Consider the following 12,939-nt stretch of genomic DNA (forward strand, 5'->3'; position numbering starts at 1 on the left):
TGCCCGCCAGGACAATAGATTGCGCCCATGACTCAGAAGCGGGCGCCCTGCCACAGGATCTTCGAAAAATGAACAGTGATGCCAATGTCGATCTGACAGAAATCGCCAAGTTTGAAGCCATCGCCTCCCGCTGGTGGGACATGGAAGGTGAATTCAAACCCCTGCATCAAATCAATCCGGTACGCCTTGACTGGATCACCGACAAAAGTGGCGGTCTGTTTGGCAAGCGCATTCTCGATATCGGATGTGGCGGTGGCATTCTCTCCGAGAGCATGGCCCGCCGTGGTGCCAAGGTCACCGGCATCGACATGGGCAAGGAGCCCCTCGGCGTCGCCCGCTTGCACGCCCTGGAGCAGGGTGTCGAGCTCGAGTACCGCCAGATCACTGCCGAAGCCCATGCCGCCGAAGTGCCGGGCCAGTATGACGTGGTCACCTGCATGGAGATGCTGGAGCATGTGCCGGACCCCGCCTCCGTGCTGCGCGCCATCGCTACCCTGGTGCGCCCGGGCGGCCGGGTGTTTGTCTCCACCATCAACCGCAACCCCAAATCCTATCTGATGATGATCATCGGGGCCGAATACCTGATGAAGATGGTGCCCAAGGGTACCCACGATCACAAAAAATTCATCACCCCGGCCGAACTGTGTCGCATGGGGGAAGCGGCTGGCCTGCTGGTGCGGGACATGAGCGGCGTCCACTACGCCCCCCTCACCAACCAGTTCAAGCTCGGCAAAAATGTCGACGTCAACTATATGGTGGAGTTTGTCCGCCCGGAGCACGGTTGATGAGCGCCTCTCGCCCTCTTCCCCTGCGCGGTGTACTGTTCGATCTGGATGGCACCCTGCTCGACACAGCCCCGGATCTGGGGGCCGCCGTCAACCACGTGCTGATAAACGAAGGCTTTGCGCCGCTCTCTGACGATATTATTCGTCAGACCACCTCCCACGGAGCGCTCGGGCTGCTGAAAGCAGGCCTCGGCGACGAACTGCTTGAAGAGCTGGGGACCACGCGCCTGCGCAATGCCCTGCTCGACTACTACGCGGCCAATCTCTGCGTCGGTACCCGTCCCTATGAGGGAATGGTGGATCTTATCGAGTGGCTCGACGAGAAACAGCTACCTTGGGGTATCGTCACCAACAAGCCGGGCTTTCTCACCGAGCCACTGCTGGCAGCCCTGCCAGAGCTTGCCAGCTGCGGCGTCACTGTCAGCGCCGATACCCTGCCGGTACGCAAGCCCGACCCCGCCCCCATGTTCTTTGCCTGCGAGAAGCTGGGGGTCGAGGCGGCTCACTGCCTCTATGTGGGGGATCATGTGCGGGATATCGAAGCAGGCCGCAATGCTGGCATGCGCACCGCGGTCGCTGGTTGGGGGTATCTCAATGATGAGGAAGATCCCGCCCAGTGGGGCGCCGACCTGCAATTCGATACCGTGCAAGCCCTGCACCACTGGCTGCGCTATGAGTTGACGGCCAAGGTGTAACGCACAGCCTTACCGGCTGATATGCGATAACGGGGCGAAGAGACTCTCCGCCCCTTGCATCTCTTCCTTTACGCTCCTGCGTCCTGCGCCACCATCACTCGTCTATTCATGGATAATAAAGGCAGCTTACAGTCTATTGGATACCCATTTGACACGCACACAACCGTCACAAAGCGGCCACAAACCACCGTCATCTGATGCAAAGCCCTTGCCACGCTGAGCCCGCGGCTGCGACAACTGGACAGCTTTTGACCCTTGTTGCATAAGGGATAATCAGCCGCCGTTTGCTAGTAAAAAGCCCCCCGTTTCGCAAGCAAAAAAAGTTATTTAAATTTTCCATCTTCGATCGGGAGACTTGCTTTTAGCGGAGCGGACGAATGAAAACCCGCTCACTGTGAGCGGTCACTAACTGATGGGGCAAGACTCACAATTTATCCACAGCTCGTCACTTATCCACACATTGCAATGGCGGGCTGACCTCACTATCTTGTAGCTCGAACTTAAAATAACACTACATCTTGTGATTCATCGCACAATCTCTACCCAATACCTGCACATCGCCGGGGCCAGGGGTGGTGTCATTGTGCGATGGTTTTTCGGGAATCAACTGAAGGTCATCAGCCAATGAACTTGTTTGTGACGAAGCGTAACGGACACAAAGAACCCATCGATCTGGATAAAATTCACCGCGTGCTGGACTGGGCCGCCGAAGGGCTCGACAACGTGTCGGTCTCCCAGGTAGAGCTCAAGTCCCACATCCAGTTCTATGACGGTATCCGTACCGCCGACATTCACGAAACCATCATCAAGGCGACGGCTGACCTCATCTCCGAGCAGACCCCTGACTACCAGTACATGGCCGCCCGTCTGGCCATCTTCCACCTGCGCAAGAAGGCCTACGGCCAGTTCGAACCGCCCCACCTCTACCAGCACGTGGCTCGTCTGGTCGACATGGGCAAGTACGACAAACACCTGCTGGAAGACTACACCCAGGCTGAATTCGAAGAGCTGAACGCGCACATGGATCACTGGCGCGACATGAACTTCTCCTACGCGGCGGTCAAGCAGCTGGAAGGCAAGTATCTGGTACAAAACCGCGTCACCGGCGAGATCTACGAGAGCCCGCAGTTCCTCTACATTCTGGTAGCGGCCTGCCTCTTCTCCAAGTATCCGAAGGATACCCGTCTGGACTACATCAAGCGCTTCTATGATGCGGTCTCGACCTTCAAGATCTCGCTGCCGACCCCGATCATGAGCGGCGTGCGCACCCCGACCCGTCAGTTCAGCTCCTGCGTACTGATCGAGTGCGACGACAGCCTGGACTCCATCAACGCCACCGCCAGCTCCATCGTGCGTTACGTTTCCCAGCGCGCCGGTATCGGCATCAACGCAGGTCGCATCCGCGGTCTGGGCAGCCCCATCCGTGGTGGCGAAGCGTTCCACACCGGTTGCATCCCCTTCTACAAATACTTCCAGACTGCCGTGAAGTGCTGCTCCCAGGGCGGCGTGCGCGGCGGTGCGGCCACCCTGTTCTACCCGCTGTGGCACACCGAAGTGGAAAGCCTGCTGGTGCTGAAGAACAACCGCGGCGTGGAAGAGAACCGTGTTCGTCACATGGACTACGGCGTGCAGATCAACAAGCTGATGTACCAGCGCCTCATCAAGGGCGGTGACATCACACTGTTCTCCCCGTCCGATGCGCCGGGTCTGTACGACGCCTTCTTCGCCGATCAGGACAAGTTCGAAGAGCTCTACGTCAAGTACGAGCAGGATCCGGCCATTCGCAAGAAGACCCTGAAAGCGGTAGACCTCTTCTCCTTGATGATGCAAGAGCGTGCCGGTACCGGTCGCATCTACATCCAGAACGTGGATCACTGCAACACCCACAGCCCGTTCGACCCGAGCGTGGCGCCGGTACGCCAGTCCAACCTCTGCCTCGAGATTGCGCTGCCGACCAAGCCGCTCAACAACATCGACGACGAGAACGGCGAGATCGCTCTGTGCACCCTCTCTGCCTTCAACCTGGGTGCCATCGACAAACTGGAAGATCTGGAAGAGATGGCGGATCTGGCCGTGCGCGCCCTCGATGCCCTGCTCGACTATCAGGACTACCCGATTGCCGCCGCCAAGAAGGGCAGCATGGGTCGTCGCACCCTGGGGATCGGCGTCATCAACTACGCCTACTACCTGGCTAAAAACGGTGCCCGCTACTCTGATGGCTCCGGTCTGGCACTGACTCACCGCACCTTCGAGGCCATCCAGTACTACCTGCTGAAAGCCTCCGTGCAGCTGGCCCGCGAGTTCGGCCCCTGCCCGCTGTTTGGCGAGACCACCTACGCGCAAGGTATCCTGCCCATCGACACCTACAAGAAGGATCTGGATGCACTGTGCAACGAGCCTCTGCATCTGGATTGGGAAAGTCTGCGTGAAGAGATCAAGTCCGTGGGCTTGCGCAACTCAACCCTGACCGCCCTGATGCCGAGCGAGACCTCCAGCCAGATCTCCAACGCCACCAACGGCATCGAGCCGCCACGCGGTCTGGTGTCGGTCAAGGCCTCCAAAGACGGCATTCTCAAACAGGTGGTGCCCGAGTATGATCGCCTGAAAGATCAATACGAATTGCTCTGGAAGCAACCGAGCGTTGACGGCTACCTGCAGCTGGTCGGTATCATGCAGAAGTTTGTGGATCAGGCGATCTCCACCAACACCAACTACGACCCTGCCCGTTTCGAAGGCAACAAGGTGCCGATGAAGCAGCTGCTGAAGGACTTGCTGACCGCCTACAAATACGGTCTCAAGACCCTGTACTATCACAACACCCGTGATGGTGCAGACGATGCCCAGACCGACCTGCAAGATGACGGTTGCGCTGGCGGGGCTTGCAAAATCTAAGTCGCGGCAAGAACTGATAACCGGGCGGGAGCGTGAAGCTCCCGCTCTCCTGTTTTCTCTATTCACATATTCTGGTAACCATGGCCTATTCAACTTTCTGCCAAACCCAAAACGACCAGCTCAAAGAGCCGATGTTTTTTGGCCAATCGGTCAACGTAGCCCGTTATGATCAACAAAAGCACGAAGTGTTCGAGCGGCTGATCGAGAAGCAGCTCTCCTTCTTCTGGCGCCCGGAAGAGGTGGATGTCTCCCGTGACCGCATCGACTATCAGGCCCTGCCGCCTCACGAGCAGCACATCTTCATCTCCAACCTGAAGTACCAGACTCTGTTGGACTCCATTCAGGGCCGCAGCCCCAACGTGGCCCTGCTGCCGCTAGTCTCCATTCCGGAGCTGGAAACCTGGATTGAGACCTGGGCCTTCTCGGAGACCATCCACTCTCGCTCCTACACCCACATCATCCGCAATATCGTCAACACCCCCGCCCAGGTGTTCGACGACATCGTGACCAACGAGCAGATCCTCAAGCGCGCCGGCTCCATCAGCCACTTCTACGACGACCTGATCGAAGCGACCGCCCTCTACAACCTGCATGGTGAAGGTACCCACACCGTCGCGGGCCGCGAGGTGACCATCACATTGCGTGAGCTCAAGAAGAAGCTCTATCTCTGCCTGATGAGCGTCAACGCGCTGGAAGCGATCCGCTTCTACGTCAGCTTCGCCTGCTCCTTTGCCTTCGCCGAGCGTGAACTGATGGAAGGCAACGCCAAGATCATCAAGATGATCGCCCGCGACGAAGCGCTGCACCTCACCGGCACCCAGCACATGCTGAACCTGATGCGCACCGGCCAGGATGACCCAGAGATGGCCGAGATCGCCGCCGAGTGCGAACAGGCCTGCTTCGAGATCTTCAAGGAAGCGGCCATTCAGGAGAAAGAGTGGGCCGAGTACCTGTTCCAGGACGGCTCCATGATCGGCCTGAACAAGGACATCCTCTGCCAGTATGTGGAGTACATCACCAACCTGCGCATGAGCGCAGTCGGCCTGCAGCCAGCCTTTGCCGGCACCAAGCAAAACCCGATCCCCTGGATCAACACCTGGCTGTCATCCGACAACGTACAGGTCGCCCCGCAAGAGGTAGAGGTCAGCTCCTATCTGGTTGGTCAGATCGACAGCGAAGTCAATGCCGACGACCTGGGTGATTTCGAGCTGTGAGTGACGCCACCGACACGCTGACCCCTGCCCCGCACGCACCTGCCGAACAGCATGCGGTCGTGGCACCACGGGTACATACCCGGGATGGTGCCGTGCTGCACGCCCATCCCGGCGAAAGCGTGTTGGAGACCCTGGAGCGCCATGGTCATCATGTGGAGTTCCAGTGTCGCAGCGGCTATTGCGGCGCCTGCCGCACTCCGCTGATGGCTGGCAAGGTGCACTACCCCAATGTGCCGCTGGCATTTGTCGCCCAGGGGGAGTGCCTCCCCTGCTGCTGCAAACCGGTCGGCGCCATCCGGCTGGATATCCAGAAGAGCTGACGCAGCCACAGACTGGCAACTCGCACAAAATAGAAAGCCGCCGGAGCAATCCGGCGGCTTTTTTTGTCTCTTCACATTGCTCGGGCGCCCGATGACAGACGCCCAAACCCTCAGAGGATTACAACCAGGGGGCGGCAGTCGGCCCGTGGTGCAGACCCAGCTTCCAGACCCGGCCAAAGTGCTTGTAGTGACCGGCCGCGACACCGGCCTTCTCGCCCATGCCGTGGTAGAGGTCGAGGTGGCCCTTCTTCACCGCCCCGCCCACATCCAGCGCAATCAACAGCCGCAGCTGGTGCTTGCCGGTCCAGTTGCCCTCTTTATCGAGCAAGGGAACTTCGGCCAGGATCGGGGTACCCATCGGCAGCAGGGTCTTGTCGGCAGCGACGGCCGCCAGCGGCAGCAGCGGGATACCGGCGGCACCGATCACATCATTAGTCGGGCGACGCTCGAAGAAGACATAGGAGGGGTTCTGCTCTACCAGCTCCTTGACCCTGTGCTCAGGTTGCTGGTTGGCCCACTCCTTGATGGCCTTCATCGACATCTGCTCCTTGGGCACTTCACCGCGGTCAATCAGCACCCGGCCAATGCTCACATAGCCGTGGCCGTTCTTGCCGCTGTAACCCAGATATTGCAGCCTATCGTCGTCACCGTAGTGAACAAAGCCCGATCCCTGCACGTCCATCAGGAAGTTGTCGATAAGGGATTTGCTGTAACCCAGCTCCAACCCGCGGTTGGCAAGGGCGCCCTGGTGGATCTGTGCCCGGGTCGGACAACGGCTGCCGCAGTTGGGCATGGCATAGATGGGGTACTTATACTCGGCATCCGGGCGGTGACGCACCTCCAGCACCGGCGAGTAGTAGCCGGTAAAGAGCACGTTGCCCATCCGATCCGCACCGCCCAGCTGGGCCAGGCTGATGCCGTAACGGGTGATGTCGGCCGGATTGCCGCCGTTCGCTACCCAGCGGGAGAGCAGACGATATAGTTCACCATAACGGCTCGCCATCCGCCCTGAACGCTGCATGACAATGCGACTCTGGGGGCCAAACTTGCTGTAATCGACACTGGCACGACTGTTGACCCGCTCGACCCGCACCAGATCCCCCGGCAAGGTACCGTCCAGATACTGCTTGCCCAGATTTTCCGGCACCTCGCAGTTGAGAAAACATCTGTCATCAGTCTGTTTTTTGGGCACCTCTGCTTTGTCAGAGTTACCCGCACACCCGGCCAACCCCAGCACTATCGCGGCCAGCCAGAATCCGTGTTTGTTCATATGTCCTCATTTAACACCAAGAGTCCTGCTCGGCGGCAAGATGCCAAATTTGCAGGGGGAAAGCAAACGACATCAATCACTTGAAGAGAGATTTCTCCAAAGGGAGGATGCTGGGTTATAACAAGGTGACAGGATATGCGAGGTAATGGATGGAACAGCTCGAAATATTCCCGTTGCAGAGCCCCTGTATCGGGGTCTGCGAGGTGAACAACAAGGGCTATTGCAAAGGATGCCTGCGCAATCGCGAGGAGCGTTTCAACTGGCAGAAAATGAGCCCGGCCCAGCAACAGGATGTAATGCGTCTGTGTCGCGCCCGCAAGGCGCGGGTTGAGGCTGCGCGGCGCAAAGCGCTGGAAGGAGCGCAACCCCAGTTGCCAGAACAACAAGGCTGGGAGTTTTAACCACTCCCTATCTTCCCCTCACAGGTTACCTGTCCTCCCGACAAAACCAAAAGCGGCCCGCAGGCCGCTCTTGGTTATGACGTCTTGCCGGGTGGCGAGGCTTATGCCGTGGCCAGCTTGGCCTGCTCTTCGCCGCGCTTGAGCATGGCGTAGGAGACACCGGTCAGCAGCGAGCCTGCTGCAATGGCCACGATATACATCATGACATTGCTGATGGCGTGCGGGATGAACAGCACAAACAGACCGCCGTGGGGTGCCATCAGCTCACAGCCGAACAGCATGGAGAGCGCACCGGTCAGGGCGCCGCCAATCATACAGGCTGGGATAACGCGCATCGGATCCTTGGCGGCAAACGGGATGGCCCCCTCGGAGATAAAGCACAGGCCCAGCACGAAGGAGGCTTTACCCGCTTCCTGCTCCGCCTTGATGAACTTGGAGCGGGCCAAGAAGGTCGCGATCCCCATGCCCAGTGCCGGCACCATACCAGCGGCCATGACCGCTGCCATCGGGGCATAGGTTTTGGAGGCCAGCAGGCCGACACCGAAGGCGTAAGCAGCTTTGTTGACCGGGCCGCCCATGTCGAAGCACATCATGGCCCCGATGATGACACCCAGCAGCACGGCGTTGGCAGAGCCCATGTTGTTGAGGAACTCGGTCATGGCATTCATGATGCCAGCCACCGGGCCACCCACCACGTAGATCATCACCAGACCGGTAAACAGGCTGGCAAAGAGCGGAATGATCAAGATGGGCTTGAGCGCTTCCAGGGTCACCGGCAGGCGCACCTTGTCGCTCAGGTACTTGGCGCTGTAACCGGCGAGGAAACCGGCCACGATGCCGCCGAGGAAACCGGCGCCCAGCGAGCTTGCCAGCATGCCGCCGATCATGCCGGGAGCGAGACCCGGGCGGTCAGCGATGGAGTAGGCAATGTAACCGGCCAGCACCGGGATCATCAAGGCAAAGGCGGAGCCACCACCGATCTTCATCAGGGCAGCAGCCAGGGTGCCTTCCACCTTGAACGCTTCGATACCGAACACAAACGAGAGCGCAATGATAAGGCCACCCGCCACCACCATCGGCAGCATGAAGGAGACACCGGTCAGCAGGTGCTTGTAGGGGCCGGCTTTTTCCTCTTTCTTGGGCTGGCTGGCACCGCTGTGGCGATAGAGTGTCGCCTCGTTCCACGCCTTGTCGAGTTCGGCGCGGGTTTTCTTCAATGCCGCGCCCGTGCTGGTACGATAGACCGGCTTACCGTCAAAGCGCGCCATGTCCACTTCGATATCGGTGGCGAGGAATACCAGATCGGCAGATGCAATCTCCTCGGCAGTCAGGGCATTCTGGGCACCGACCGAGCCTTGAGTCTCGACGCGGATCTGATAACCCAGCTGTTTGGCCATGGTCTCCAGCGCTTCTGCCGACATAAAGGTGTGGGCAACGCCAGTCGGGCACGCTGTCACTGCCACGATGCGCTTGCCAGCGGCGGCGGGTTTAGCTGCTGCGGGAGCGGCTTGATGACGATAGACGCTGGCACCGCTGGTGGCTGCTTCCAGCAAGGCGGCCGGATCCTGCAGGGCGAGATCCATGCTGCCCTGATAGACTCGCTTGCCATCATAGGCGGCGAGATCCACCGGGGCACTGGCGACAACCAGCACCAGATCGGCGGCGGCAATCTGCTCCTTGCTCGGTACTTGGCGGGGCTGCACGCTGGAGCCGACGTCGAGGGTGAGTTCCCAGCCAGCCAGTTTGGCCTGCTGTTCTATCCGTTTTGCAGCGAGAAAGCTGGTGGCAATGCCCGCCGGGCAAGCCGTAACCAAGATTGCTTTCATTGGGCATCTCCTGAGTTTTCCATTGAGGGGGTATTGCACGGAACCGGTGCCAGCGCATCCAGACGCTCTACGCGCACCTGTTCAAGTAAAGGGTTGAGCACACTGATATCGTTAAAGCCTACCGCCACCTGACTAACCGCCAAGGCCGAGACGGCGGTGGCCAGCCGCAGGGTCTGCTCCGGCGCCCAGCCAAGGCTCAGACCATGGGCGAGACCGGCCACCAGGGAGTCGCCAGCACCGACCGTGCTGACCACCTGCATGCGCGGTGGAATGGCCTGCCAGACGGCATCCGGGGCAAACCAGATCAGGCCATCGGCGCCGTTGGAGATCACCACGTTGGGGATGCCGCTTGCCTGCAGCGAGCGGGCGCACTCGGCCTGCTCGCCCAGAGTTTTGACAGGGCGACCCGCCCACTGGCTCAGCTCCTCCAGATTGGGTTTGACCAGGGTCGGCGCCGCCTTGATCCCTTCGCTTAAGGCCGCGCCGCTGCAATCGAAGATCACCTGCTTGCCCTTGGCCTTGAGCAGGCGGATCAGATGGGTGCAATAATCGGGGGCCACCCCTTTAGGCAGGCTGCCCGCCAGCACGAACCACTCGGCGTGAGGTGCCAATTGGTCGATGGCCTGCTCCAGCGCGCTCACCTCCCCTTGCTGGATGGTGAGCCCCGGCAGGTTGAGATCGGTGACCCGACCGGATTGCTCGGAGATCTTGACGTTGATGCGGGTGCTGCCCGCGACGCGCACAAAGTGATCATCCAGCGCACGCTCTGCAAACAGGGAGACAAAGCTCTGCTCATTGTCTGCGCCCAGCCAGCCGGTGACGCCCACCTCGCGGCCCAAGTCCTTGAGCACCATGGCGACGTTGATCCCCTTGCCTGCGGCACGCAGGTTGGCCTCGCTCACCAGATTGACCTCACCGAGGCTCATCGCCTCGAGGCGAGTAGTGAGATCAAGGGCCGGATTGAGGGTGATGGTAACAATCTTCATTAATGCGCCCCCTCGCCGAGACCAGCGGCGATGGCCTCACCGATCCCCTTGAGAGCCGCTTCGGCATCAGCCCCTTCGGCGCGAAACGCCAGACGGTGCCCGCATTTGACCCCAAGACCGATCACTTTCATCAGGCTCTTGGCGGAAACCGCTTCGCCGCTGCCATCCAGATTGGCCACCCGGATGTCGGATTCAAACTCTTTGGCCACCTTGACCAGCATGGCGCCGGGACGAGCGTGCAAGCCGTGGGGATTGATGATGGTGAAGGTTTCGGAAAGACCGCTCGCGGGGCCTGCTTGCAGCATGGCCAGTCCCTCGCCGCCCGCCAGCGTCGCCAGCTGACCAGCAGCCGCCAGTTTGGCCAGATTCTCCAGCTGCGGCAGATGGCCGCTATCTGCGGCGCACAGCAGTAGCATGGCGCTGACCGGCAGCTCCCCTGCGCGAAGTTCGCTGCTGGGCGTTGCCAACACCCAGCCAGTCTGGGCCGCTTGCGCCCGGGCCAGCCAGATGCCCTCGCCCAGATAGGCGGGATCGCTTGCCAGCAGCGCGCTCACCATGGCGGCATCGCCCCAGCCCGCCGATTTGGCGCGGGCGGCTGCTCCCAGCAGCAGTTGATCGCGATCATCGGCCGGGAAGTCAGCCAGGGTCAGGTATTGCACCTCTTTGGCGGCAGTGGCGCCAGTCAGGATGTTGATGATGGTGTCGGCATCGGTGGCCTCTTTGAGCTGAGCTGCCGCCTGCTCGTCACCCAGCACATGGGTGAGCTGGCGCAAAATGCCCAGATGCTCGTCGGACTTGGCGGCGATGCCGATGGCGACATAGGCGATCTGCCCCTCATCCCACTCGATACCATTGGGGAACTGGGCCACCATGACGCCTGTGCTCTTCACCAGATGACGGGTATCGGTGGTGCCGTGGGGAATGGCGATGCCACTGCCAAGATAGGTGGCATGCTGCGCTTCACGGGCCAGCATCCCATCCACATAGCCCGCTTCCACCAGACCGGCTTCGGTCAGTTTGCCTGCCAGCAGGGCAATGGCGTCCGACTTGGTCGCCACCGACTGCCCCAGCAAGATCTGCTCTCGCGCCAACTTCAACATAGAGACTCTCCATCAGGTTCCGGCCACGCCGGTACGTCACAATTGAACATTCGGGTAACTCGCCAGCTGACAATAGACCCGAACACGGTTGACTGTGATCGGAGCCTGATTTTCAGGCCACTGGGTCTCTTCGTTGCTGACAGGCTGAATCGTTTCACTTACACTCAGACTGAATCGTTTCAGCGAATTGATCAAGTACCCACAAAGAGTGCTTTTCAATGATATGATCCCGCGCACACTTTTCGGTGCCCTCACCCGGCAGTGACCGTGGGCCTTGCAACTCAAACAGAGCCAATATGATGAAACTGGATGAAATCGCCGCCCTCGCCGGTGTCTCGCGCACCACGGCAAGCTATGTGATCAATGGCAAGGCCGACCAATACCGCATCAGTCAGGCCACCCGCGACAAGGTGATGGCCGTTGTCACCGCCCACAACTATCAGCCGGACAGCCGCGCCGCCTCCCTGCGCGGCGGCCAAACCAAGACCCTCGGCTTTATCCTGCCCGACCTTGAGAACGCCAGTTACGCCAAACTGGCCAAACGGCTGGAACAGGGGGCCCGGGCACAGGGATATCAGCTGCTCATCGTCTGCTCGGAAGATGAGCCCGCCACAGAAAAAGAGCTGGCCCAGATGCTGGTGAGCCGCCATGTGGACGCCCTGCTGGTGGCCAGTTGCCTGCCGCCGGACGACCCCTTCTACGGTAAATTGCAGGCGCAAGGCAGCCAGATCCTCGCCATCGACCGGGCGATGGCCGCCGACAAGTTTGTCACCGTCGCCAGTGAAAACGAGAAGGCGAGCTTTGATCTCACCAGCTCCCTGCTCACCCCGACTCTGCGCCATATCGCCTTGATCACCGCGCTGCCGGCACTCACGATCAGTCAGGAGCGCAAAGCCGGTTTCGAGCAGGCGGTCGCCAGTCACAGCGCGGCTCGCCATCTGTGCGAGGGGGATCACTTCTCTCGCCTTGAGGGGTATCGCCTAATCAAAGATCTGCACCAGCAGCTGGGTCAACTGCCCGAAGCGCTAATCACTACCTCCTATATCCTGATGGAGGGGGTACTCGACTACCTGTTGGAGCAAGAGATCGATATGAGCCAGCTCGCCATGGCTACCTTCGGGGACGATCGGCTGCTCGACTTCCTCCCCTTTGGCATCAACTCCCTGCCCCAGCAGCACGACGCGCTGGCGAGTCAGGCGCTGGAGCTAGCGCTCAAGGCGGTCAATGGCGACTACCAGAGCGGGCTGCACTATGTGAGCCGCACCCTCAAGCGCCGTCGCTAACCTGACCGCTGCAGACCCGATTTGCTGTCAATGGGTGGGTAAAGCGAACAGATGACAATAAGGCTGCCAGCATCGGCAGCCTTATTGTTTTCCCCCACAACCCTACCCGCCCGCTTTGCTTTCTCTACCGTCTGGCCGACTAAACAACTGGCCTCCACACTCCTTTC

Annotated in this window: 11 protein-coding genes; 7 read left to right on the forward strand and 4 right to left on the reverse strand. The window is 60.1% G+C overall.

Translation table 11 applies throughout. From position 1 onward, the window contains the following. Nucleotides 1–68 precede the first annotated feature (68 nt). The 5 genes from ubiG (at nucleotide 69) to yfaE (ending at nucleotide 5,906) form a co-directional block, all read left to right on the forward strand. The gene (gene ubiG, locus G5182_RS07570; protein WP_005352120.1) at nucleotides 69–785 is read left to right on the forward strand and encodes a bifunctional 2-polyprenyl-6-hydroxyphenol methylase/3-demethylubiquinol 3-O-methyltransferase UbiG; all 717 of its coding nucleotides are present in this window, start codon (nucleotides 69–71) and stop codon (nucleotides 783–785) included. After that, on the forward strand, nucleotides 785–1,480 hold the full coding sequence (locus G5182_RS07575) for an HAD family hydrolase (protein WP_421254309.1): 696 nt from the start codon (nucleotides 785–787) through the stop codon (nucleotides 1,478–1,480). The genes ubiG and G5182_RS07575 overlap by 1 nt, the downstream gene beginning before the upstream one ends. A 624-nt stretch (nucleotides 1,481–2,104) precedes the next feature. Next, a complete protein-coding gene (nrdA, locus tag G5182_RS07580; protein WP_421254310.1) occupies nucleotides 2,105–4,372 on the forward strand; it encodes a class 1a ribonucleoside-diphosphate reductase subunit alpha in 2,268 nt (755 codons plus the stop codon). Between the two features lie 80 nt (nucleotides 4,373–4,452). Then, a complete protein-coding gene (gene nrdB, locus G5182_RS07585) occupies nucleotides 4,453–5,586 on the forward strand; it encodes a class Ia ribonucleoside-diphosphate reductase subunit beta (protein ID WP_005336708.1) in 1,134 nt (377 codons plus the stop codon). Continuing rightward, the gene (gene yfaE, locus G5182_RS07590) at nucleotides 5,583–5,906 is read left to right on the forward strand and encodes a class I ribonucleotide reductase maintenance protein YfaE (RefSeq protein WP_227342848.1); all 324 of its coding nucleotides are present in this window, start codon (nucleotides 5,583–5,585) and stop codon (nucleotides 5,904–5,906) included. The genes nrdB and yfaE overlap by 4 nt, the downstream gene beginning before the upstream one ends. A gap of 118 nt (nucleotides 5,907–6,024) precedes the next feature. Here yfaE and mltA read toward each other — a convergent pair whose 3' ends face one another. Beyond that, entirely contained in the window at nucleotides 6,025–7,176 is a 1,152-nt protein-coding gene (gene mltA / locus G5182_RS07595; protein WP_421204889.1) for a murein transglycosylase A, read from the reverse strand. Nucleotides 7,177–7,325: 149 nt separating this feature from the next. Between mltA and G5182_RS07600 the strand changes: the two genes are divergently transcribed. Then, nucleotides 7,326–7,577 (forward strand): DUF1289 domain-containing protein, encoded by a 252-nt coding sequence (locus tag G5182_RS07600; RefSeq protein WP_216953548.1) that lies wholly within the window; start codon nucleotides 7,326–7,328, stop codon nucleotides 7,575–7,577. A 101-nt stretch (nucleotides 7,578–7,678) separates the two neighbouring features. Here the strand turns inward: G5182_RS07600 and fruA are convergent, their stop codons facing one another. From fruA to fruB, 3 genes are read right to left on the reverse strand one after another with little or no spacing between them, the layout of a single operon-like run. After that, nucleotides 7,679–9,403, reverse strand: a complete 1,725-nt coding sequence (gene fruA, locus G5182_RS07605) for a PTS fructose transporter subunit IIBC (RefSeq protein ID WP_421254311.1) — start codon at nucleotides 9,401–9,403, stop codon at nucleotides 7,679–7,681. Further along, nucleotides 9,400–10,389 (reverse strand): 1-phosphofructokinase, encoded by a 990-nt coding sequence (pfkB, locus tag G5182_RS07610; protein WP_227342844.1) that lies wholly within the window; start codon nucleotides 10,387–10,389, stop codon nucleotides 9,400–9,402. Before pfkB ends, fruA begins: the two co-directional genes overlap by 4 nt. Beyond that, a complete protein-coding gene (fruB, locus tag G5182_RS07615) occupies nucleotides 10,389–11,489 on the reverse strand; it encodes a fused PTS fructose transporter subunit IIA/HPr protein (RefSeq protein WP_167567260.1) in 1,101 nt (366 codons plus the stop codon). The genes pfkB and fruB overlap by 1 nt, the downstream gene beginning before the upstream one ends. A 296-nt stretch (nucleotides 11,490–11,785) precedes the next feature. Between fruB and cra the strand changes: the two genes are divergently transcribed. Further along, nucleotides 11,786–12,772 carry a catabolite repressor/activator gene (cra, locus tag G5182_RS07620; protein WP_021230150.1) on the forward strand — a complete coding sequence of 329 codons (987 nt, stop codon included), beginning with the start codon at nucleotides 11,786–11,788 and terminating at the stop codon, nucleotides 12,770–12,772. Nucleotides 12,773–12,939 lie beyond the last annotated feature (167 nt).

It is taken from the genome of Aeromonas sp. 600948, from assembly GCF_049174875.1.
In the GTDB taxonomy this organism is placed as follows: domain Bacteria; phylum Pseudomonadota; class Gammaproteobacteria; order Enterobacterales; family Aeromonadaceae; genus Aeromonas; species Aeromonas veronii_A.